Genomic DNA, 20,757 nt, shown 5'->3' with positions numbered 1-20,757 from the left:
AGACATGCCGTCCGGCGGACCGCCTCCACCTTCTCCGCTTACCCGGGTCCCTCGGGCGTGGCCCGTGCGACGGTGCCCGTCCCGGCGACCTCGGGGCGGCCGCGGAACGGGGCGTGGGGGACGGCCGCGGCCCGTACGGTCCGCCCGCCGGGGGCGACGGTGAGCCCGCGGGCCTGCGGGAAGTGCGTCCGGAGCCCCTCACGCGGCTGCCGCGTCCCTGTTGCCGGGGTCGGCGGGCGTGGGTGTAATGGCCACGAGGGGGCTTCCGCAGGAGGAGGATCCCCATGCGTGTCGTCGAAGTCACCGCCTTTGGCGGACCCGAGGTGCTGAGCATGTCCCGGCGCCCCGAACCCGAGGCCGGCCAGATGCCGGGAAAGGTACGTGTACGGCTCAAGGCGGCCGGCATCACCATCGCGGACCTCCGGATCCGTGCCGGTCTGTATGTCGAGCACATGGGTGAGCTGCGTCCTCCCTTCGTCCTCGGCACGGACTTCGCGGGCAGGCTCCTCGACCCGGCGCCCGGCCCCGGCGGCACCCTGCCGGCCGGCACCCGGGTGGCGGGCTTCATCCCCTGGTACGAGGAGCTGACCGGGCACGGGACCTACGCGGAGGTCATCTGGGCCGATCCCGAGTGGTTCGCCCCGCTGCCCGACGACGTGGACTTCACCGCGGCCGCCTCCGTCCCCCTGGCCGCGCTCACCGCCCGCAACGGCATGGAGCAGCTGAACCTGCCGCCCGGGGCCACGCTCCTCGTCACCGGTGCCAGCGGGGTGGTCGGCCGCTTCGTGGTCCAGCTCGCCTCGACGGCCGGGCTGCGGGTGATCGCCGTCTCCTACGAGGGCGACGAGAGCGAGCTCAAGGTCCTCGGTGCCAAGGAGTGCATCCCGCGCGGCGAGCCGCTCGACGTGCTCCGCCAGGTCCGGGAGCACGCCCCGGAGGGTGTCGACGGCATCTTCGACGGGGCCCTGCTCGGCACCGTGGCGCTGGCCGTCCTGAAGGACCGCGGCGTCTTCGTCTCCATCGCCCCGGACCGCGTCCCGGCGTCCGAGCGGGAGATCCGGGTCGAGTTCGACCGCGCCAGGCCGGACGCGGTCCTGCTCAAGGAGATCCTGGAACAGGTGGCGGCCCGGCAGCTCATCACCCGTGTGGCCGACGTCATGCCCCTGGAGGAAGCCGCCGAGGCCCACCGCCGCGCGGAGTCGGGCCACCGGCCCGGGCGGATCGTCCTGATGATCTGAGCCGGCCCGGGGATGGCGCCGACGGCGCCCCTGGTCCGCCGGCCCCGGCGCCCGAGATCGGGCACCGGAGCCGGGCGGACCGGAAGCCCGGGGGATGACCCCGGGCTCCGGTCCGGAGGGTCTACTCCGCGTAGAAGCCCTGCACGTCGGCGATCAGGTCGACCGTGCCGCCGTGGTTGTAGAAGGTGACCTTGCCGTCCCTGACGGGGACGACCACCAGGTTGGAGACCGTCGCACCGGCCGGCACGTTCAGGTTCGACGCGCTGCTGCGGGTCGTGCCGTACGGGTAGGCCGTGACGTAGGTGCCCGCCGTGGCGCCGGTGGCGGTCACGTTGAGCACCACGGCCGTGGCGCCCGTCGCGGGTATCCCGGCCTTGCCGGCGACCGTCAGGGTGACCGTCCTGCCGGCGCCCACCTTGGCCCTGGCGACGCCGGTGCCGTAGCGGGTGTCCATCAGGCGGGCGCCGTAGGGCAGTTCGCTGTACAGCGAGCCCGTGCGGGCCTTGGTGTAGTAGCCGGCCACGTCGGCGATCAGGTCGACCGTGCCGGAGTGGTTGTACAGGTCGACGCCGCCGTCCTTGACGGGGACGACCACCAGGTTGGAACGGGTCTCGCCCGGCTGCGGGTTGAGGTGCGAGCCGACCACCGGGCCGCCCTGGGGGACGGCCGTGACGAAGGTGCCGCCGGTGACGTTGGTGGCCGTCACGTTGAGGACGACCGCCGTGACGTCGGCGCCGCCCACGGCGGTGCCGCCGAAGGTGACGTGTGCCCGGGTGCCGCCCCTGACCTTCGCCTTGGGGCCGCCGAGGCCGCTGCGGGTGTCGAGGGCCCGCCACGGGGCCATCGGCCGGTACAGCGAACCGTCCTCGCCGATCTTGTTCACGCCGGCGACGTCGGCGATGAGGTCGACCGTGCCCGCGTGGTTGTAGAAGGTGACCTTGCCCTCGTCGACCGGGGCGATGATCAGGTTGGAGACCGTCTTCCCGGCGGGCACGTTGAGGTTCGAGCCGGCGGAGCGGTCGTCGTCGGCCCCGTAGGCGGAGACGAAGGTGCCGGCGCTCGCGTTGGTCGCGGTGACGTGCAGCGCCACGGACCGGTTCCAGGCCGTCCCGATGCCCGGCACGCCCGAGACGTCGAGGGTGACGGTGCCCTTGGCCCCGAGCTTGCCCTTGGCGACCCCGGTGCCGTTGCGGGTGTCCAGGACACGCTGGGTCGGCAGGCTCGTGAACGAGGTGTGCGCGGGCGACGCGCCGCGCCGCAGCAGGGCGCCGCCGGCGACCGTGGTCGCCGCGCCGGCGGGGCCGTCGGGCCGGGCGGTCAGCGTCCAGGTGTACTCGCCGTTCGGCATCAGCGTGCCGGCCTTGTCCCGGCCGTTCCACGCCGGGCGCAGCCAGCGGCCGTCCGTGCCGGAGGCCAGCTCGCTGACCTTGCCGGTGGTGCGGTGCCGGGCCGTCAGGGTCCAGGACCCCAGGGGCCGGGACGGGGTCAGCGAGGTGAGGAGGGTCGGGCGGTCCTCCGCGAATCCGTCGACCACCGGGGACGGGGTGTCCTGGCGGTCGAGCAGGGTCATCGGCTGCCGCGCCACCCCGCTGGGCACGACGTGGATCTGCTCCTTGGCGTCGGCGTAGGCGAGGTGTCCGCCGAACCGGTCGACGGTCCAGCGCACGCGGCGCTGGGAGACGCCCGTGTCGGGCAGGTCGCCGACGACCCGGCTGACGGCCGGCTCGCCGGTGTCGGTGCCGGTCAGGACGAGCTTGCCGGCGGCCTTGTCGTGGGTGACGACGTAGCCGTCGCCGAGCAGCGCGTCGCCCGAGGGGACGGCGCCGGACTTCCGGGCCGTGCGGTCGTAGACCCCGGCGGGGCCGTTCGCGCCGCAGGACCAGTAGACCCAGCGTCCGACGGCCTGGAGGTCCTGGGGCACGCAGTCGGCGCCGGTGTTCAGCGTCTCGACGGTGGCGCCGGTCTTCAGGTCCTTCGCGGTGACCGCGCCCTTCGCGCCGTCGGCGCTCCACAGCCACGAGCCCCACAGGGCGGCCGCGACGGGCGTGCGCTCCTCCAGGACCCGGCCGGCCTCGACGCCCGGGGCGAGGGCGACGATCCGCTGCTTCGGGGTGGTGCCGCCGCTGTCGACGACCAGGTAAGAGCCGTCGACGTCCCGGATGCGGGCGCCGGCGCCCACCCAGGTGCCGATGAAGTCGTTGCGCTTCTCGCTGGTGAAGTAGAGGTAGCCACCCTGGCGGGTCACGAAGCGGCCGTCTCCGGTGGCCCAGTAATCGCCGCACGGGGCGTCGTCCTCCGGGCAGGGCAGGACGGACACCGATTCGGCGGTCCGGGCGCCGTAGCCGAGGGTGTCGCCTATGGACAGGTCGCGGCGCCACTCCTTGCTGTTCCCGGCGTCGTCGTCGCTCCGGTCGACGACCGACAGCTCTCCCTGGGCGAGCGCGAGCCGCTCCACGGGTGCGGTGGTGCCGGTGGTCTTCTTGACGGCCGGCGGGATCACCAGCTCCTGAGGTGTCTCCGCCGCGGCCGGTGCCGCGAGCGGGATCAACGCGCCCGCGGTGACCGCGAGCGAGAGCGCGGCGATGGAAGCCCCCCGCGTGAGGGCATGACGAACCACCTGGTTTCCTCCCCGATTTCTCCCGGATGCCCGGGTCCCCGTGTGTTGCTCTTCCGGCCCGTTCGTCCCCCGTCGCAGGCCGAGAGGAGGAGCGTAACAGTGTGATCGTCATGAACGCGGTCGAATTCGAACCCGTTCAAGGGCGGCTCGGGCCGGTGTCCCGACTCGGCCGGTCCTCCGGCCGCCCGGCCGGGCGACGGCTCCGCCCGTCACGCCGTCAGGGCCGCGAACTCCGCATCGGCCCGCTCCGTGACCAGCGCCAGCACACGGCCGGCGGCCGCGAGGTCGTCGGGTGATATGCCGCCCCAGACCCGGGCCGAGACCGGGGCGGTCGCCGCGGCGAGCGTCGCGAGCAGCTCGCGCCCCGCGTCCGAGGGGAGCAGGTGCGCGCCGTCCTCGACGAGCAGCTTCCCGGCCCTGAGCTCGTCGAGCGTGGCGCGGATGTCGGCCGGGTCGGCCTTCAGGGAGCCCCGGATCTGGGCGACCAGCTCCTCCGGTGTCCGGGGGCTCTCGGCGGTCACGGCGGCGCGCAGCGCGATCTGCTGCTGGAACGTGGTGCCGTGCTGCGCCAGGACGAGCTCCAGGACGCCTCGGGCGGCGTAGTGCGCGAGACCCAGGGAGCGGGCGTCGGCGAGCGGCGCGGTGGAGGCGGCAGCGGGGGTGGTGTGCGCGGACATGCTCGTTCACTCCTCTAACGTTCAAGTGGCTAACGTTTGTCGCACGAACGACATTAGATCGTTCGGACCACTAACGCAAGAGGTAATCTGCACGCCATGACCGAGACCCCCCAGGGCGCCGAGACGGACGAGGCGCAGACTCCCGACCGCCTCCGCGGTCTCCCCAGCCGCCTCCTCGCCATGACCGCGGCGCGGGCCGACCGCGTGGTGGGCGAACGCCTGGCCGCCGAGGACGCCCGCAAGTGGCACTACGCCGTGCTCGCCTCGCTCGACGAGCACGGTCCGACCAGCCAGGCGGGCGTCAGCCGCCGCACCGGCATCTACCGCAGCGACCTCGTGGCCGTCATCAACGAGCTGGAGGAGCGGGGTCACGTCGCCCGCACCCCCGACCCTGCCGACCGCCGGCGCAACGTCGTCACCCTCACCGCGCAGGGTCGCAGGCACCTCAAGCGTCTCGACAAGGTCCTCGCGGACGCGCAGGACGACCTGATGGAGCCGCTGTCGGTGGCCGAACGGGCCCTGTTGGTGAGCCTGTTGGAGCGGATGCTCGCGCGCTGAACGGAGGGGTCCGGTCCGCTTCCGGCTGGTCCAGACCTATTGACAGGTACAGACCAATCGCGCTTCTGTGTTCTTCCCCCCCACCGGAAGGACGAGCGCATGCTGCGACGTCTGCTGACTGTCCTCGCCGCGATCTGCACGGTCGCCGGCCTCGCCGTGATCCTGCCCGCCACCGCGGGCGCGGCCACCGCCTGCGCGGCCGCCTGGAACGCCTCCGGCGTCTACACCGGCGGCATGACCGCCTCGTACAACGGGCACAACTGGCAGGCCAAGTGGTGGACCCAGAACGAGACTCCCGGCACGACCGGCGAGTGGGGCGTCTGGGCCGACCAGGGCGCCTGCGACGGCGGTGGCGGTGGCGGCACGACCCCGCCGCCCACCACCGGGTTCGTGGTCACCGAAGCCCAGTTCAACCAGATGTTCCCGGGCCGGAACCCCTTCTACACCTACGCCGGGCTCACCGCCGCGCTCGGCGCGTACCCCGGTTTCGCGAACACCGGCAGCGACACCGTGAAGCGGCAGGAGGCCGCGGCCTTCCTCGCCAACGTCAGCCACGAGACGGGCGGCCTCGTCCACGTCGTCGAGCAGAACACCGCCAACTACCCGCACTACTGCGACGCGACGCAGCCCTACGGCTGCCCCGCCGGCCAGGCCGCGTACTACGGCCGCGGTCCCATCCAGCTCTCCTGGAACTTCAACTACAAGGCCGCCGGTGACGCCCTCGGCATCAACCTGCTGGCCGACCCCTACCGCGTCGAGCGCGACGCGGCCGTCGCCTGGAAGACCGGCCTCTGGTACTGGAACACCCAGAACGGCCCCGGCACCATGACCGCGCACGACGCCATGGTCAACAGCCGCGGCTTCGGCGAGACGATCCGCTCCATCAACGGCTCCCTGGAGTGCAACGGCGGCAACCCCGGCCAGGTGCAGAGCCGGGTCACCAAGTACCAGGAGTTCACCCAGATCCTGGGCGTCCCCACCGGGGCGAACCTGTACTGCTGACGGGCGCCCGGCCCGGCCGCGGACTGATCCGCCGCCGGACCGCCGGCGGATCAGTCCGCCGCCGGACCGTCCGCGTCGGCGGCACCCAGCGCCTCCAGTGCCCGGCTGAGCCGCTCGAGGACCCGTACCGTCTCGTCGAAGGCCTCCTGGCCGCCCAGCTCGCGCATGAGCCGGGCGGCCAGTTCCGCGTGCCCGGGGTCGATGCGGCGGACGGCGGCGCGGCCCGCCTCGGTCGGTGCCAGGAGCTTGGCGCGGCGGTGGGCCGGGTTCGGCTCGTAGGCCGCGAGGCCCTCGCGGACGAGCAGGTCGGCGACGCGCTGGACGCTCTGGCGGGTGATGCCCATGGCGCGGGCGATGCCGGAGACGGGGAGCGGTGCGGGGAGGACGGCGCCGAGGACCTGCCACCAGGCGGCGGTCAGGCCGGCCGGTTCGGCCAGCTTCTCGGACACGGCGAGGAACTGGCCGTTGAGGCGGAAGACGCCCAGGGCGGTGCGGCTGAGCGCGTCCTGTGGTGCGCGGGTCATCTACGCATCATCGTCCGCGTGGAGCTCGGCGAAGGCCGCGGGGTCCGAGTCGTGGAAGAGGCGGTACCAGGCGTCCCGCCTGCCCTCGTACGCGCCGAGCCGGGCGAAGATCTCGCGCGCGAAGGCCACCGGTTCGGTGGGGCCCGCCGTGATCAGGTCGCCGTCGGTGACCGCGTCCGCCTCCACGTAGTGCTCGCCGCCCGCGTAGCCGGTGGCGGCCAGGTAGAAGGGGGCGGCGCTGGTGTGCGGGCGGGCGTCGAGCAGGCCCTCCCTGGCGAGTCCGGCCGTGGCGCCGCAGATCGCGGCGACCGGGACGCCGGCGTCGAGGAAGGCGCGGGCCTTGGCGGTGAAGGGGGCGAGCGCGTCGCCCTCGTCGTACGTCTCGGCCCCCGGCAGGATCAGCAGCGCGCTGTCCGCCGGATCCAGGTCGGCGAGGGCGAGGTCGGGGACGACGCGGATGCCCGCGAGGGTCGTGACGGGCTCTCCCGCGGGGCGGTCGTCCGGGCCGACGGTCCGGACGGTGTAGCCGGCCCGGGCCAGCCAGGCGGTCGCGTGGCCCGTCTCCCAGTCGGCGAGGGTGTCGTAGACGGCGAGGTGGACGGTCGTGGGTGCCTCGATCTCGGTCATGACAGCAGACTGTCACTATGACAGCTTGCTGTCAATGAAACCCGGTCGAGCCCCTACGGAATCCGTCGCGCAACGCGCTCCCGGCAACCTGTCTCGTCCCTCCCGGTCTCGTTGGACAAGATGGCCATGGCCCGCTTCACCTGCGGTTCCCTACCCTCGGAGGCATGACCCCTCATGTCGTACCCGACCCCCAGGCCGGAGCCGCCGTCAAGGCCGCCGACCGCGCGCACGTGTTCCACTCCTGGTCCGCCCAGGGCCTGATCGACCCGCTCGCCGTCGCCGGCGCCGAGGGTTCGTACTTCTGGGACTACGACGGCAACCGCTACCTCGACTTCACCAGCGGCCTCGTCTACACCAACATCGGCTACCAGCACCCCAAGGTCGTCGCCGCGATCCAGGAGCAGGCCGGGAAGCTCGCCACCTTCGCGCCCGCCTTCGCCGTGGACGTCCGCTCCGAGGCCGCACGCCTCATCGCCGAGCGCACGCCGGGCGACCTGAACAAGATCTTCTTCACCAACGGCGGCGCCGAGGCCGTCGAGAACGCCGTCCGCATGGCCCGGCTGCACACGGGCCGCCACAAGGTGCTCTCGGCCTTCCGCTCGTACCACGGCGCGACCTCCACGGCGATCAACCTGACCGGCGACCCGCGCCGCTGGGCCTCCGACACCGGTTCCGCGGGCGTCGTGCGCTTCTGGGCGCCGTTCCTCTACCGCTCCCCGTTCTACGCCGAGAACGAGCAGCAGGAGTGCGAGCGCGCCCTCGCGCACCTCGAGGACACCATCGCCTTCGAGGGCCCGCAGACCGTCGCCGCGATCATCCTGGAGACCGTCCCCGGCACCGCCGGCATCATGACCCCGCCGCCCGGCTACCTCGCCGGCGTCCGCGAGATCTGCGACAGGTACGGCATCGTCTTCGTCCTCGACGAGGTCATGGCCGGCTTCGGCCGCACCGGCAAGTGGTTCGCCGCGGACCACTTCGACGTGGTGCCCGACCTGATGACCTTCGCCAAGGGCGTCAACTCCGGCTACGTCCCGCTCGGCGGCGTCGCGATCAGCGAGGAGATCGCCGCCACCTTCGAGACCCGCCCCTACCCCGGCGGCCTCACCTACTCCGGGCACCCGCTGGCCTGCGCCGCCGCCGTCGCCACCATCCGGGTGATGGAGGACGAGAAGGTCGTCGAGCACGCCGCCCACCTCGGCGAGAACGTCATCGGCCCCGCCCTGCGCGAGCTCGCCGAACGCCACCCGTCGGTCGGCGAGGTGCGCGGTCTCGGTGTCTTCTGGGCGCTCGACCTGGTCAGGAACAAGGAGACCCGCGAGCCGCTGGTCCCGTACAACGCGGCCGGCGAGGCCAACGCGCCGATGGCCGCCTTCGGCGCCGCGGCGAAGAAGAACGGCCTGTGGCCCTTCGTCAACATGAACCGGACGCACGTCGTCCCCGCCTGCAACGTCTCCGAGGCGGAGCTCAAGGAGGGGCTCGCGGCCCTCGACACGGCGCTCTCGGTCGCCGACGAGCACACGGTCTGAGGTCCCCGGCCTCACGCCGTGTGACCTGATCGGCCCTCTCCGCGGTCTGGACTAGGGTGTCCGGGAGCCGGACGGAGGGGGCCGACCACCATGCCCGCGAGCGGAGCTGTCACCCGCAACACCCTGCGGCAGCAGATCGCGGACGCGCTGCGTGACGAGGTCCTCGCGGGGCGTCTCCAGCCCGGTGAGGAGTTCACCGTCAAGCAGATCGCCGAGCAGTACGGCGTGTCCGCGACGCCGGTGCGCGAGGCCCTCGTCGACCTGTGCGCGCAGGGGCTGCTCGACTCCGACCAGCACCGCGGCTTCCGGGTGCACGAGTTCTCGGTCGACGACTACCGGGGCATGGTCGAGGCCCGGATGCTCGTCGTCGACGGCATCTTCCGCCGGGACGCCCGGCGCCCCCGGCCCGGCGAACCCGACCTCTCCTACGGGGTCGCGCTGGTGTCGGTACGGCGCCGGGGCGAGGCGGCCGCGCGGGCCGCCCGGGCCGGCGACCTGGACGTCCTCATCGGCTACGACATCCGTTACTGGCGCGAGCTGGGCCGGCTGGTCTCCTCGAACGACCACATCGCCGACTTCCTGCACCGGCTGCGCGTCCAGGCCTGGGTCTTCTCCGTGCCGTACCTGCGCTCCGACCGCGACCTGGTGGGCTGGCTGTGGAGCGGGCACGTCGAGCTGGTGGACGCGATCACCCGCGGCGACGCGGAGGGCGCCGTCGCGGTCGTACGGGACTACAACGCGCGCTCACTGGAGTGGGCGGACCGACTGGACCGGCGTTCCGGCCGGACGGGTTGAGAACGCCCTTCCAGGGGCAGGCAACCAGCGGGTGTGCGTGGCGTGCAGGCCCGACTACCCTGGCCGTCCCTGCACCCGACCCCGCAACTGACGGAGAGCGAGCCTCCCTTGGCCTGTGACCTGTGGCTGGTCCCCCTCGTCGACGTGCTGTGCCACAGCCCCGACAACCCCTTCGCCGAAGAGATCGCCGTCTACGACCACGCCCTGACCGCGGCCGGCCTGCCCACCGTGCCGGTCTACGCGTACATGCCGGGGCTCTCCGGGGACGTCGCCCCGGTCGCCGGGTTCGACTACGAGGCCCTGCACTTCCTGCGCCGCGCCTACCTGCTCCAGATGTGCGGGCTGCCCGTCGAGCCGGTCGGTGAGCTCGGCGGGGACTACGAGCAGCTCCTGGAGATGTTCGAGGCGACCGCGCAGCAGTCGCACCTGGTGTGGCACTACGACCACGCCGGCGCCTACGTGCCGGTCGACTTCCCCGTGCCCCTGTCCAACGACGAGCTCCTGGAGGGCGGCGGCCCGCTCGGCTCCTCGCAGGGGCTGCTGCGCGAGCTGGAGTTCGTCGCACCGGCGATCGGCATCGACCCGGCCAACCCGCCGGCCGCGCCGCGGCCCCCGGAGCGGCCCACCGCCCTGGACGAGCCGGCGGCCCCCGCCGCGTACCAGGACGACAGCCCCTTCGCGCGCGAGCGGCACGTCTGGCTCGGGCTCCACGCGGCGGCGACCCGGAGCCTCGGACAGGGCTCCATGATCGTCCTCAGCTGACGCGACGACCCCGCCCGTACGGGTACGGATCCGGCCAGGGGCCGCCGTACCCGTACGGGGGCCACCCCCTGACGGGCGCCCGGCCGCACGGGCCTCAGCGCGGCTCCGGCGGCCGCTGGCGCGGCATGTTCGGGCGGGTGCCGGGCGGCAGCGGGAAACGGCCGGAGGGGTGGCCGCTCTCCGGGCGGACCGGGGTCGTGCCGACCGACTGCAGGGCCAGGGGCGCCGGGCCCGAGCGGAACTCGACCATCCAGTCCGCCGTCTCGGCCCGCACCAGCTCCGTCACGTCCTCCGAGAAGCGGCGCAGCACGCCCAGACAGCGCTCGGCGGCCTCGCTGGCCGTGCCCTCGGTGGGGCCGAGCACCTCGCGCACGCTCTCCGAGGCCCAGTCGAACTGGAGCGCCTGCAGCCGCCGCTGCACGGCCTGGGCGGTGGCCACGTCCCTTATCCAGCCCGAGGTCAGGCCGAAGTAGCGGTCGCAGGCCAGACAGGCCGCGCCGAGCAGCAGCGACATGTAGCCCCAGCCGGCCGTCCCCTCGGCGGCGCCGGTCAGGTCGAGCAGCGGCAGCGCGGCGCCGGCGATCACCCCCAGGGCCGTACCCACGCGCAGCGCGCGGGCGGCGCGGCGCTTGCGGACACGGTCGGAGAGATACCACTCGGCGGTGCGCAGCGCGTGGGACTCGGCCCAGCGGTAGAGCTCGTCGAGGCGTTCGGCGGGCTCGCCCCAGTCGCCCAGCGGGAAGGGCGTTCCGGTCAGGTCGCGGTGTGCGGCCGGGCCCTCGGGCCTGCCCGGTCCTTCGGGACTCCCCGGTTGTGGCTGCATGTCCGGCTGCTGGCTCACCGGGGAACTCCTCTGTTCAGCTCAGCGCTCGTGTCCTTCTGTGACGTGCGGTGCACGTGGTGCCTGCCCTTCCTACCGCCGAATGGTGGGCTGTGGGCCCGGAATCCCGGGATTTCCGCCTGCAAGAGGGTGTTGATCAGGTAGAGGAGCCCGCAGTTTCTCACTCGAAAGTGTTGTGGCGGCACCCCGGTCGGGGACCACGTAGGCTCGGCTTACCGACATCCGCAGCCGCGTACACAGACCAGCAGGAGTGAGTGACCGTGATCCCCGGTGGTGGCCAGCCCAACATGCAGCAGCTCCTCCAGCAGGCGCAGAAGATGCAGCAGGACCTCGCCCGTGCCCAGGAGGAGCTGGCGCGGACCGAGGTCGACGGGCAGGCGGGCGGCGGCCTGGTGAAGGCGACCGTCACCGGTTCCGGCGAGCTGCGCGGCCTGGTGATCGACCCGAAGGCGGTCGACCCGGAGGACACCGAGACCCTCGCCGACCTGATCGTGGCGGCCGTGCAGGCCGCCAACGAGAACGCGCAGGCGCTCCAGCAGGCCAAGCTGGGCCCGCTGGCGCAGGGCCTGGGCGGCATGCCGGGCCTGGGTTTCTGACCCGTCCGGCTTTCCCGTACACCTTCTGCGGCTGGATTCCAGCCACTACCGTAAGAATCAAGCACTCCCGAGAAGGGCGTTCCGTTGTACGAAGGCGTGGTTCAGGACCTCATCGACGAACTGGGCAGGCTGCCCGGCGTCGGTCCCAAGAGCGCGCAGCGGATCGCCTTCCACATCCTCCAGGCCGAGCCCACCGACGTGCGGCGGCTCGCCCAGGCGCTCCTGGAGGTCAAGGAGAAGGTCCGGTTCTGCGCGGTCTGCGGCAACGTGGCCCAGCAGGAGCAGTGCAACATCTGCCGTGACCCGCGCCGGGACCTGACCGTCATCTGCGTGGTCGAGGAGCCCAAGGACGTCGTCGCCATCGAGCGGACCCGTGAGTTCCGCGGGCGCTATCACGTGCTCGGCGGGGCGATCAGCCCGATCGAGGGCGTCGGGCCGGACGACCTGCGGATCCGCGAGCTGCTCGCGCGCCTCGCGGACGGCACCGTCACGGAGCTGATCCTGGCCACCGACCCGAACCTGGAGGGCGAGGCCACCGCGACGTACCTGGCGCGGATGATCAAGCCCATGGGCCTGAAGGTGACCCGCCTCGCCAGCGGTCTGCCGGTCGGCGGCGACCTGGAATACGCCGACGAGGTCACCCTGGGGCGTGCCTTCGAGGGGCGGCGGCTGCTAGATGTATGACGACCGGGTCCGTGCGCACGACGACGCACTCTCAGGGAGGCTCCTCGATGTCTGACGCCACGCTGCACTCCATCACGCAGGATCCGGACGACTTCGCCGTCCAGATCGCGGACTCGATCGAGAGCTTCATCGTCGCGACGACCGAGGTCGCCAAGGGCGACGAGCCCGACAGCGCGGTGCCGTTCCTGCTCCTGGAGATCTCCCAGCTGCTGCTCGCGGGCGGGCGGCTCGGCGCGCACGAGGACATCGTCCCGGACGAGCGCTACGAGCCCGACGCGGGTCCCGACATGGACGTGGACGACCTGCGCGAGCGCTTCGCGGTCATGCTGGAGCCGGTGGACGTCTTCTCCGAGGTCTTCGACCCGTACGAGCCGCGCAGGGCGCCCGTACCGGCCCGGATCTCCGACAACCTCGCCGACATCGTCCTCGACCTGCGGCACGGCCTCGCCCACTACCGGGCCGGCCGGACCAGCGAGGCGCTGTGGTGGTGGCAGTTCTCGTACTTCTCGAACTGGGGCCCCACCGCCTCCGCCACCCTGCGGGCCCTGCAGTCGCTGGTCGCCCATGTGCGTCTCGACCAGCCGCTCGCCGCGCTCGACGGGCTCGACACGGACGAGGACCTCACGGAGGACGACCTCGCGGAGGAGGCGGGCCGCGTGATGGCGGCGGAGCTGGGCGGCCTCGGCCGGCCGAAGGGCTGACGACGGGCCGGGTGGCCGCTCCGGGCCCCGGGACCGCTCCGGCCCGCCCCTGAGGGCTGCGGCCGGGAGCACGCGCTCCAGGCCACCGCGGAGAGCCGGAGCCCGGCCCCGGGACCGCTCCGGCGCCCCCGGATCGCTCCGGCACACCAGGGGCCCGCTCCGGTCGCGCCCTACAGCCGGCCCGCCTGCACGATGCGGCTCAGGAAGCGGCGGGTGCGCTCGTGCTCGGGGGCGCCGAAGACCTCGTCCGACGTGCCGCGCTCCAGGACGACGCCGTTCTCCAGGAAGCAGACCTGGTCGGCGACCTCCCGGGCGAAGCCCATCTCGTGGGTGGCGATGACCATCGTCATGCCCTCCTCCTTGAGGTCCCGCACCACGCTCAGGACCTCGCCGACCAGCTCCGGGTCGAGCGCCGCCGTGACCTCGTCGAGGAGCAGCAGGCGCGGCCGGCTCGCGAGCGCCCGGGCGATCGCCACCCGCTGCTGCTGGCCGCCGCTGAGCCGGTCCGGGTACTCGCCCGCCTTGTCGCCGAGCCCGAGGCGTCCCAGCAGTTCGCGGGCCCGCTCCTCGGCCTCCCGGCGCTCGGCGCGGTGGACGCGGCGCGGGGCGAGGGTGATGTTGTCGAGCACGCTCATGTGCGGGAAGAGGTTGTACGCCTGGAAGACCACGCCGATCCGGCGCCGGACGGCGTCGGGGTCGACGCGCGGGTCGGTGATCTCCTCGCCGTCCAGGAAGATCGCGCCGTCGTCGATCTCCTCCAGCAGGTTGGAGCAGCGCAGCAGGGTCGACTTGCCGGAGCCGGAGGCGCCGATGAGGACGGTGACCGTGTGCTGCGGGACCGCGAGGTCGACGTCGCGCAGGACGACGGTGGGGCCGTAGGTCTTGCGGACGGACTCCAGGCGGAGGACCGGGGTCCCGGTCATACGGTGCCTCCCTGCGACTGGCGCCGGTTCATCCGGGCCGTGACCCAGTCGGTGAAGCGGGTCATGGGGATGGTCAGGACGACGAAGACCAGGCCCGCGACGACGTACGGGGTGTAGTTGAAGGTCTTGCTGGCCAGGATCTGTGCCGCGTACACGGCGTCGACGGCGCCCGCGATGGAGACCAGGCCGGTGTCCTTCTGGAGGGAGACCAGGTCGTTGAGGAGCGGAGGCACGACCCGGCGTACGGCCTGCGGGAGCACGACGAAGCGCATGGTCTGGGCGCTCGACAGGCCCAGCGAGCGGGCGGCGGCGCGCTGGCTGGGGTGGACGCTCTCGATGCCGGCCCGGAAGACCTCGGCCATGTACGCCGAGTAGGTCAGCACCAGCGCCGTGCCGCCGAGGACGACCGGGTCGGTGGGGACGCCCTGGAGGCGCAGTGCGGGCACGCCGAAGATCACCGCGAGCAGGCAGATGATGAGCGGCAGGCCGCGGAAGAAGTCGACGTACGCGGTGGCCAGGGCGCGCAGCGGGAACAGCGCCGGGCCGCGGAGGGTGCGGGCGACGGCGAGCAGCAGGCCGAGGACGAGGGTGACGGCGCCGCAGATCAGGAGCAGGCGGAGGTTGAGCCACAGGCCGTCGAGGACCTGGGGGAGCGCCTGGCGCGCGTACTCGGCGCTGAAGAAGGTCTCCTTCGTGCGCGGCCAGCCGGGGGAGCCGGTGACGACGACGTAGAGCACCGCGAGGGTGACGGCCGTGCTGAGGGCGGCGACGGCCGTGGCGCGGCGGGTGCGGGAGCGCTTGTAGCGCTCCCGCGCGATCCGCCGCGCGGACGGGGTGTACGCCTCCCCGGGCACCTCCCCGGCCCGCTCTCCGACCGGCTCTCCGAGCGGGTCCTCCTTCGTGGCGGTCACCTGAGCACCGGCGCGCCCGCCGCCTCGGACAGCCACTGCTTCTCGATGGCCGCGAGGGTGCCGTCCTTGCGGAGGGCGTCGACGGCCCGGGAGACGCAGGAGGTGAGCGCGGAGCCCTTGTCGAGGACCAGGCCGAACTGCTCCGTGGCGCCGCCCGTGGTCTCGAACTGGCCGACGACCTCGGCCTCGGGCACCTCGGCGCCGGTGATGTAGAAGGCGGTCGGCAGGTCCACGACGATCGCGTCGACCTGGCCGTTCTTGAGGGCGGCCTTGGCGAGGTCGTTCTTCTGGAACACGGCGGCCTGCCGGTCGGGCCTGATCCGCTGGTTGATCACGTCGAGACTGGTCGTGCCGACCTGGGCGCCGAGCTTGGCGCCCTTGAGGTCGGCGAGGCTCGTCGCCTTGGCGGCCTTGGAGGTCTTGAGGGCGATGACGGCCTGGCGCACGTCGTAGTAGCCGGTGGAGAGGTCCACGGCCCTGCGGCGGTCCTCGTTGATCGACACCTGGTTGATGTCGAAGTCGAAGGTCTTCGCGCCGGGCGCGAAGGCGTTGTTGAAGGCGACCTTCTGCCAGACGACGTCGCCCGCGGCGAAGCCGAGCTTCCGGGCGACGGCGTAGGCGACGGCCGACTCGTAGCCCTTGCCGTTGGCCGGGTCGTCGTCCTGGAACCAGGGGGCGTAGGCGGGGGTGTCGGTGCCGACGGTGAGCTTGCCCTTGGCCTGGGTGGCGAGCGTGCCGGGGGCGCAGGTCGCGGGCTTCCCGGCGCCCGGGGCGGCGGCGGACGGCCCGCCGGTGCTCTCGGGCTGCGGCGCGCAGCCGGACGCGGCGAGGGCGACGAGGGCGGAGGCCGCTGCCAGGGCGAGGCTGTGACGTGGACGCATGCCCGGAGATTGGCAGCCGCTCGGGCGTCTGTCCAGGTCACGAGGGTGCCGTCTCGTATGGCGAAACGTTTGTTGAAGCGATGTGACGGGGGTGTTGCCGACCGGCCGGGCATCGAGGTGATCACTCTCTGAGCCGCAAATCTCAGCATGCGATATGCGGAGGGCGTTTCCGTGTCCCTCGTTAGACTGAGCCGACCGCAGTGCCAGCTGTGGCTAGGACTGAGCGAGGAGCGCACGTGGGCCTTGTCGTGCAGAAGTACGGAGGCTCCTCCGTTGCCGATGCCGAAGGCATCAAGCGCGTCGCCAAGCGGATCGTGGAAGCCAAGAAGAACGGCCACCAGGTGGTCGTCGTGGTCTCCGCGATGGGCGACACGACGGACGAGTTGATCGATCTCGCCGAGCAGGTATCCCCGATGCCGGCCGGGCGTGAGTTCGACATGCTGCTGACCGCCGGAGAGCGGATCTCCATGGCCCTGTTGGCCATGGCGATCAAAAACCTGGGCCACGAGGCCCAGTCGTTCACGGGAAGCCAGGCCGGTGTCATCACCGACTCGGTCCACAACAAAGCGCGCATCATCGATGTCACGCCGGGCCGTATCCGTACGGCGCTGGACGAGGGCAACATCGCCATCGTCGCCGGCTTCCAGGGCGTCTCCGCGGACAAGAAGGACATCACCACCCTGGGCCGCGGCGGCTCCGACACGACCGCCGTCGCGCTGGCCGCCGCGCTCGACGCCGAGGTCTGCGAGATCTACACGGACGTCGACGGCGTGTTCACGGCCGACCCGCGCGTGGTGAAGAAGGCGAAGAAGATCGACTGGATCTCCTTCGAGGACATGCTGGAGCTCGCCGCCTCCGGGTCCAAGGTGCTGCTGCACCGGTGCGTCGAGTACGCACGCCGCTACAACATCCCGATCCACGTCCGCTCGTCCTTCTCGGGGCTGCAGGGCACGTGGGTCAGCAACGAACCGACAGGGGATCTGAAGGTGGAGCAGGCCATCATCTCCGGTGTCGCGCACGACACCTCCGAGGCCAAGATCACGGTCGTCGGCGTGCCGGACAAGCCGGGCGAGGCCGCGGCCATCTTCCGGGCCGTCGCGGACGCCGAGATCAACATCGACATGATCGTGCAGAACGTGTCCGCCGCCTCCACCGGGCTCACGGACATCTCCTTCACCCTCCCCAAGGCCGAGGGCCGCAAGGCCATCGACGCCCTGGAGAAGACGAAGCCCGTGATCGGCTTCGACTCGCTCCGCTACGACGACCAGATCGGCAAGATCTCCCTCGTCGGCGCCGGCATGAAGACGAACCCCGGGGTCACCGCGGACTTCTTCAAGGCGCTCTCCGACGCGGGCGTCAACATCGAGCTGATCTCCACCTCGGAGATCCGCATCTCGGTCGTCACCCGCGCCGACGACGTCAACGAGGCCGTGCGCGCCGTCCACACCGCCTTCGGTCTGGACAGCGACTCGGACGAGGCCGTCGTGTACGGCGGCACCGGCCGCTGACCGGGGGACACCTCCGATGAGCGGCAGGCCGACGCTCGCGGTCGTGGGAGCGACCGGGGCCGTCGGCGCGGTGCTGCTCCAGATGCTGACGCACCACGCGGACGTCTGGGGCGAGATCCGACTCCTCGCCTCCTCCCGCTCGGCCGGCCGCAAGGCCGCCGTTCGGGAGGAGGAGAGCGAGGTCCTCGCGCTGAGCGAGGAGAGCCTGACGGGCGTCGACCTCGCCCTGTTCCTCGTGCCCGGCGACGTCGCGGCGCGCTGGGCGCCGATCGCCGCCGCCGGGGGCGCGGTGGTCGTCGACACCTCCACGGCCTTCCGGGCCGACCCCGGCGTGCCGCTCGTGGTCCCCGAGATCAACGCGCACGCCGCCCGCACGAGGCCGCGCGGCATCGTCGCGAGCCCCGGCTGCACCACCCTGGCGCTGATCGTCGCCGTGGGCGCGCTGCACGCCGAGTTCGGCCTCACGGAACTGGTCGTCACCGCCCAGCAGGCCGCCAGCGGCGCCGGACGGGCGGGTACGGGCGCGCTGCGCGAGCAGCTGGCCCTGGTCACCGGCGGCGAGCTCGGTACGCACCCCGGCGACGTCCGGCGGGCCGTCCGCGACCACACCGGCCCCTTCCCGGGGCCGCTCGCCCTCAACGTGCTGCCCTGGTCCGGGGCGCCCGCCGCCGACGGCTGGTCCTCCGAGGAGCTGGCCGTCCGCGAGGAGACCCGCAAGATCCTCGACCTGCCGGCCCTGAGCGTGGCCGCCACCTGTGTCCGGGTGCCCGTCGTGACCGGTCACTCGGCCTCCGTGCACGCCCGCTTCGAGCGCCCGGTGACCGTCGCGCGCGCCCACGAGATCCTGGCGACCTCGCCCGGTGTGGTGCTCTACGACGACCCCGCCACGGGCGACTTCCCGACCCCCGCCGACGTGGTGGGCACCGACCCGACCTGGGTGGGCCGGGTGCGGCGGTCGATGGACGACGAGCGTTCCCTGGAGTTCTTCGTGTGCGGCGACAACCTGCGCAAGGGCGCCGCGCTGAACGCCCTTCAGATCGCGGAGCGGATCGCCGGGGAGCGCGGCTGACGGGGCGGGGCCGGACCCGACGGGGCGGCCCGAGCCGAGGGGCCGGGGCCGGATCTGACGGGGTATGGCCGGATCTCGCGGCCGGGGCCTTCCCGGGTGTCCGGAAATCGGCATCGCCTCACCGGTGACGTTTGTAGGATCTGTGAAAGCCCTGTGAGCAAATCGGCTTCAGGTGGCTCTTGATCAGGTCATATGTCCTGGACGACGATGCTGTTCCGTCCCCTCTGCAACCGGTGGTCGGGCGGAGGCGTCTTCGCGTGCACCCAGGGCCATGTGACGTGCAGCACGCCGCGCAAAAGGGCATCGGGGGAGAACGGGTACGCAATGAGGGCATACGACGCGCCGTCAAAACCGGTGCCGTGCGCGTACAACCCTGGCGGGGGGAAGCGTGTCCAACAGGCGTGGCAGAGGTACTCGACATCGCGGCGGTCATCCCGCTGCACAGCACCGCGGTGCGCCCGCTCAGGCGGCCGCGCCCGGTCGGCGGCATGCCGGTGATCGCGCCCGTGCCCATGAGAACCCGTCCGACCGCGGTGAGCGGCATTCCGGCGCCCCGCGAGGGCGCTGACGACACGATGGCTGCCGGTACCACCGTCGACCACCTCACCGAGACCTACCGCGCGCACTACCGCTCGCTGCTCGGGCTCGCCGCGCTCCTCCTCGACGACACCGCCTCCTGCGAGGACGTCGTGCAGGAGGCCTTCATACGGGTCCACTCGGCCCGCAGCCGGGTGCGCGACCCCGAGAAGACCCTGGCCTATCTGCGCCAGACCGTCGTCAACCTCTCCCGCTCCGCGCTGCGCCGGCGGATCCTCGGCCTGAAGCTGCTCTCCAAGCCGATGCCCGACATGGCCAGCGCGGAGGAGGGCGCCTACGACCAGCTGGAGCGGGACGCGCTGATCAAGGCCATGCGCGGTCTGCAGCGGCGCCAGCGGGAGGTGCTCGTGCTGCGATACTTCGCGGACATGACGGAGGCGCAGGTCGCGGAGACGCTCGGGATCTCCCTCGGGTCGGTCAAGGCCTACGGCTCCCGCGGCATCGCCGCGCTGCGGGTCGCCATGGAGGCCGCGTCGTGAGCGGGCCGTGGACCGGGGGCGGCGACCGGCAGGACCAGCACGACCAGCACGGTGACCGGGACGATCTGAGTGGACGCGGGATGGTGAACGAAGCGCCGGGGAACGGCACGCCCGACGAGCTGGCGCTGCGGCGGCTGCTCCAGGGCGCGGTGTCCGGTCTCGAACCCTCCGACGGCGCGCTCGAGCACCTGCGTCGCGCCGTTCCCGCCCGCCGGGCCCGCAAGCGGCAGGCAGTCGTCGGCATGGCCGCCGCGGCCGTGCTCGTCGGCACGGCCGTCCCGGCCCTGGTGCACGTCGCCTCCTCCGGCGGGATCTCCGCCGACAAGGCGGTCAACGCCGGGCACGGCGAGCAGGCCCAGGGCGGCACCGGCACCGAGACCGGCATCGAGGGCGGCCGGAAGAGCGCCGACCCGCCCGCCGGCACCGCGGCGCCCCGCCCGGGCGGTTCCGCCGGGGGCGCCGCGGGGAAGCCCACCGCCTCGGCGCAGGGCCCGGGCGGCACCGGTGTCGCCGGCACCCCGTCCGACGGCGCCCCGGACACGCGTCCGGTCTGCGCGGCCGACCAGTTGGGCGTCAGCTCGGTGCAGACGGGCGCCCCGGACGCGAGCGGCAAGGTCTACGGGACCTTCCGCATCGCCAACGTCTCCGGCCGCGACTGTGTGGTCGGCGGCGCCGGCCGGGTCGGCTTCGCGGCCCGCGGGGCGGCCGACCCGTCGAAGATCGCGGTCGTCGCGCACACCCCCGGGGACGCGGCGAGCGGGCTGCCCGACCCCTCGCAGGAGTCGGCCGCGCTGATCCTGACCCCGGACAACGCCTACGAGGTGCGCTTCGCCTGGGTCCCCAGCGAGACCTGCCCGACCACCCCGCCGAGCCCGACCCCCACGCCGACCCCGACGACGGGCGGCGGCTCCGCGTCGAGCGGCGGGGCCACCGGCTCGACCGGCACGGGCCCCGGCGAGAACGCCGTCACCACGCAGTTGGTGACCGACGGGACCCCGGCGGACGGCAGCGTCGACGTCACGCACACCGCGGACCCGGGCGGCCCCGCGGCGGCCGCGACCATTCCCAACGCGTGCGCGGGCACGATCTACCGGACCGGGCTCCTGGACGCCTCCTGAGCGGGCGGGCCGCCCGGCAGGTTCCTTCGTTCCGAGGTCCGCAGCCGCCGGCAGGGTCCGCGCGCCCCTCGTGGGCCGGACCCCACGGCGGGTCCCTGGGGCCGGGCACGGCAGGGCACGGCG

At 72.8% G+C, this 20,757-nt stretch carries 21 protein-coding genes; 13 read left to right on the top strand and 8 right to left on the bottom strand.

All coding sequences use genetic code 11. The annotated features are described in order from the left end of the window. Positions 1-284: 284 nt before the first annotated feature. Positions 285-1,238, top strand: a complete 954-nt coding sequence (locus ACGF1Z_RS20980) for an NADP-dependent oxidoreductase (protein ID WP_393006090.1) — start codon at positions 285-287, stop codon at positions 1,236-1,238. 121 nt (positions 1,239-1,359) lie between these two features. Here ACGF1Z_RS20980 and ACGF1Z_RS20975 read toward each other — a convergent pair whose 3' ends face one another. Then, positions 1,360-3,855 (bottom strand): hypothetical protein, encoded by a 2,496-nt coding sequence (locus ACGF1Z_RS20975; protein ID WP_393006088.1) that lies wholly within the window; start codon positions 3,853-3,855, stop codon positions 1,360-1,362. 209 nt (positions 3,856-4,064) lie between these two features. After that, a complete protein-coding gene (locus ACGF1Z_RS20970; RefSeq protein WP_393006086.1) occupies positions 4,065-4,532 on the bottom strand; it encodes a MarR family transcriptional regulator in 468 nt (155 codons plus the stop codon). Between the two features lie 96 nt (positions 4,533-4,628). Here ACGF1Z_RS20970 and ACGF1Z_RS20965 point away from each other — a divergent pair, with 96 nt between their 5' ends. Together ACGF1Z_RS20965 and ACGF1Z_RS20960 are read left to right on the top strand one after the other, a co-directional pair. Beyond that, positions 4,629-5,090 (top strand): MarR family winged helix-turn-helix transcriptional regulator, encoded by a 462-nt coding sequence (locus tag ACGF1Z_RS20965; RefSeq protein WP_393006084.1) that lies wholly within the window; start codon positions 4,629-4,631, stop codon positions 5,088-5,090. A 99-nt stretch (positions 5,091-5,189) separates the two neighbouring features. Beyond that, positions 5,190-6,092 (top strand): glycoside hydrolase family 19 protein, encoded by a 903-nt coding sequence (locus ACGF1Z_RS20960; RefSeq protein ID WP_393006082.1) that lies wholly within the window; start codon positions 5,190-5,192, stop codon positions 6,090-6,092. Positions 6,093-6,142: 50 nt separating this feature from the next. Here the strand turns inward: ACGF1Z_RS20960 and ACGF1Z_RS20955 are convergent, their stop codons facing one another. Next, positions 6,143-6,616 (bottom strand): MarR family winged helix-turn-helix transcriptional regulator, encoded by a 474-nt coding sequence (locus ACGF1Z_RS20955; RefSeq protein WP_393006080.1) that lies wholly within the window; start codon positions 6,614-6,616, stop codon positions 6,143-6,145. Further along, positions 6,617-7,243, bottom strand: coding sequence for a DJ-1/PfpI family protein (locus ACGF1Z_RS20950; RefSeq protein ID WP_393006078.1), 627 nt, complete (start codon positions 7,241-7,243; stop codon positions 6,617-6,619). Between the two features lie 164 nt (positions 7,244-7,407). Here ACGF1Z_RS20950 and ACGF1Z_RS20945 point away from each other — a divergent pair, with 164 nt between their 5' ends. The 3 genes from ACGF1Z_RS20945 to ACGF1Z_RS20935 all read left to right on the top strand — a co-directional run bounded on the left by ACGF1Z_RS20945 (position 7,408) and on the right by ACGF1Z_RS20935 (position 10,326). Next, positions 7,408-8,769, top strand: coding sequence for an aspartate aminotransferase family protein (locus ACGF1Z_RS20945; RefSeq protein ID WP_393006076.1), 1,362 nt, complete (start codon positions 7,408-7,410; stop codon positions 8,767-8,769). Positions 8,770-8,859: 90 nt separating this feature from the next. Next, on the top strand, positions 8,860-9,564 hold the full coding sequence (locus tag ACGF1Z_RS20940) for a GntR family transcriptional regulator (protein ID WP_393006074.1): 705 nt from the start codon (positions 8,860-8,862) through the stop codon (positions 9,562-9,564). 108 nt (positions 9,565-9,672) lie between these two features. After that, positions 9,673-10,326: a hypothetical protein gene (locus tag ACGF1Z_RS20935; protein ID WP_393006072.1), complete on the top strand. Its 654-nt coding sequence runs from the start codon at positions 9,673-9,675 to the stop codon at positions 10,324-10,326. A 94-nt stretch (positions 10,327-10,420) separates the two neighbouring features. On the opposite strand, the gene ACGF1Z_RS20930 is transcribed toward ACGF1Z_RS20935, so the two are convergent. Further along, positions 10,421-11,149 (bottom strand): SLATT domain-containing protein, encoded by a 729-nt coding sequence (locus tag ACGF1Z_RS20930; protein ID WP_393006904.1) that lies wholly within the window; start codon positions 11,147-11,149, stop codon positions 10,421-10,423. Positions 11,150-11,427: 278 nt separating this feature from the next. Here ACGF1Z_RS20930 and ACGF1Z_RS20925 point away from each other — a divergent pair, with 278 nt between their 5' ends. The 3 genes from ACGF1Z_RS20925 (at position 11,428) to ACGF1Z_RS20915 (ending at position 13,148) form a co-directional block, all read left to right on the top strand. Further along, positions 11,428-11,763, top strand: coding sequence for a YbaB/EbfC family nucleoid-associated protein (locus ACGF1Z_RS20925; protein ID WP_365349333.1), 336 nt, complete (start codon positions 11,428-11,430; stop codon positions 11,761-11,763). Positions 11,764-11,847: 84 nt separating this feature from the next. Then, positions 11,848-12,447, top strand: coding sequence for a recombination mediator RecR (gene recR, locus ACGF1Z_RS20920; RefSeq protein WP_041129942.1), 600 nt, complete (start codon positions 11,848-11,850; stop codon positions 12,445-12,447). A 47-nt stretch (positions 12,448-12,494) separates the two neighbouring features. Then, positions 12,495-13,148 carry a DUF5063 domain-containing protein gene (locus tag ACGF1Z_RS20915; RefSeq protein WP_393006070.1) on the top strand — a complete coding sequence of 218 codons (654 nt, stop codon included), beginning with the start codon at positions 12,495-12,497 and terminating at the stop codon, positions 13,146-13,148. 170 nt (positions 13,149-13,318) lie between these two features. Here ACGF1Z_RS20915 and ACGF1Z_RS20910 read toward each other — a convergent pair whose 3' ends face one another. From ACGF1Z_RS20910 to ACGF1Z_RS20900, 3 genes are read right to left on the bottom strand one after another with little or no spacing between them, the layout of a single operon-like run. Then, entirely contained in the window at positions 13,319-14,071 is a 753-nt protein-coding gene (locus tag ACGF1Z_RS20910; RefSeq protein WP_393006068.1) for an amino acid ABC transporter ATP-binding protein, read from the bottom strand. Continuing rightward, positions 14,068-14,925, bottom strand: coding sequence for an amino acid ABC transporter permease (locus ACGF1Z_RS20905; RefSeq protein WP_393006901.1), 858 nt, complete (start codon positions 14,923-14,925; stop codon positions 14,068-14,070). The genes ACGF1Z_RS20910 and ACGF1Z_RS20905 overlap by 4 nt, the downstream gene beginning before the upstream one ends. Positions 14,926-14,978: 53 nt before the next feature. Continuing rightward, a complete protein-coding gene (locus tag ACGF1Z_RS20900) occupies positions 14,979-15,863 on the bottom strand; it encodes an ABC transporter substrate-binding protein (RefSeq protein ID WP_393006066.1) in 885 nt (294 codons plus the stop codon). A gap of 236 nt (positions 15,864-16,099) precedes the next feature. On the opposite strand from ACGF1Z_RS20900, the gene ACGF1Z_RS20895 reads away from it, so the two are divergent. The 4 genes from ACGF1Z_RS20895 to ACGF1Z_RS20880 all read left to right on the top strand — a co-directional run bounded on the left by ACGF1Z_RS20895 (position 16,100) and on the right by ACGF1Z_RS20880 (position 20,634). Continuing rightward, positions 16,100-17,371 carry an aspartate kinase gene (locus tag ACGF1Z_RS20895; protein ID WP_376626790.1) on the top strand — a complete coding sequence of 424 codons (1,272 nt, stop codon included), beginning with the start codon at positions 16,100-16,102 and terminating at the stop codon, positions 17,369-17,371. A 16-nt stretch (positions 17,372-17,387) separates the two neighbouring features. Then, on the top strand, positions 17,388-18,440 hold the full coding sequence (locus tag ACGF1Z_RS20890) for an aspartate-semialdehyde dehydrogenase (RefSeq protein ID WP_393006063.1): 1,053 nt from the start codon (positions 17,388-17,390) through the stop codon (positions 18,438-18,440). 401 nt (positions 18,441-18,841) lie between these two features. Further along, a complete protein-coding gene (locus ACGF1Z_RS20885) occupies positions 18,842-19,516 on the top strand; it encodes a SigE family RNA polymerase sigma factor (RefSeq protein WP_393006061.1) in 675 nt (224 codons plus the stop codon). Beyond that, positions 19,513-20,634, top strand: coding sequence for a hypothetical protein (locus ACGF1Z_RS20880; RefSeq protein WP_393006059.1), 1,122 nt, complete (start codon positions 19,513-19,515; stop codon positions 20,632-20,634). Before ACGF1Z_RS20885 ends, ACGF1Z_RS20880 begins: the two co-directional genes overlap by 4 nt. Positions 20,635-20,757 lie beyond the last annotated feature (123 nt).

This window comes from Streptomyces sp. NPDC048018 (genome assembly GCF_043202995.1).
Lineage (GTDB): Bacteria > Actinomycetota > Actinomycetes > Streptomycetales > Streptomycetaceae > Streptomyces.
The sequence above is the reverse complement of the archived record's forward strand: the minus strand, read 5'-3'. Positions and strand labels throughout refer to the sequence as shown.

Excerpts from the sequence above, each read along its gene's own strand:
- ACGF1Z_RS20980 (WP_393006090.1), top strand. The coding sequence starts at position 285 with ATGCGTGTCGTCGAAGTCACCGCCTTTGGCGGACCCGAGGTGCTGAGC.
- ACGF1Z_RS20970 (WP_393006086.1), bottom strand. The coding sequence starts at position 4,532 with ATGTCCGCGCACACCACCCCCGCTGCCGCCTCCACCGCGCCGCTCGCC.
- ACGF1Z_RS20965 (WP_393006084.1), top strand. The coding sequence starts at position 4,629 with ATGACCGAGACCCCCCAGGGCGCCGAGACGGACGAGGCGCAGACTCCC.
- ACGF1Z_RS20960 (WP_393006082.1), top strand. The coding sequence starts at position 5,190 with ATGCTGCGACGTCTGCTGACTGTCCTCGCCGCGATCTGCACGGTCGCC.
- ACGF1Z_RS20955 (WP_393006080.1), bottom strand. The coding sequence starts at position 6,616 with ATGACCCGCGCACCACAGGACGCGCTCAGCCGCACCGCCCTGGGCGTC.
- ACGF1Z_RS20950 (WP_393006078.1), bottom strand. The coding sequence starts at position 7,243 with ATGACCGAGATCGAGGCACCCACGACCGTCCACCTCGCCGTCTACGAC.
- ACGF1Z_RS20945 (WP_393006076.1), top strand. The coding sequence starts at position 7,408 with ATGACCCCTCATGTCGTACCCGACCCCCAGGCCGGAGCCGCCGTCAAG.
- ACGF1Z_RS20940 (WP_393006074.1), top strand. The coding sequence starts at position 8,860 with ATGCCCGCGAGCGGAGCTGTCACCCGCAACACCCTGCGGCAGCAGATC.
- ACGF1Z_RS20930 (WP_393006904.1), bottom strand. The coding sequence starts at position 11,149 with ATGCAGCCACAACCGGGGAGTCCCGAAGGACCGGGCAGGCCCGAGGGC.
- ACGF1Z_RS20915 (WP_393006070.1), top strand. The coding sequence starts at position 12,495 with ATGTCTGACGCCACGCTGCACTCCATCACGCAGGATCCGGACGACTTC.
- ACGF1Z_RS20910 (WP_393006068.1), bottom strand. The coding sequence starts at position 14,071 with ATGACCGGGACCCCGGTCCTCCGCCTGGAGTCCGTCCGCAAGACCTAC.
- ACGF1Z_RS20900 (WP_393006066.1), bottom strand. The coding sequence starts at position 15,863 with ATGCGTCCACGTCACAGCCTCGCCCTGGCAGCGGCCTCCGCCCTCGTC.
- ACGF1Z_RS20890 (WP_393006063.1), top strand. The coding sequence starts at position 17,388 with ATGAGCGGCAGGCCGACGCTCGCGGTCGTGGGAGCGACCGGGGCCGTC.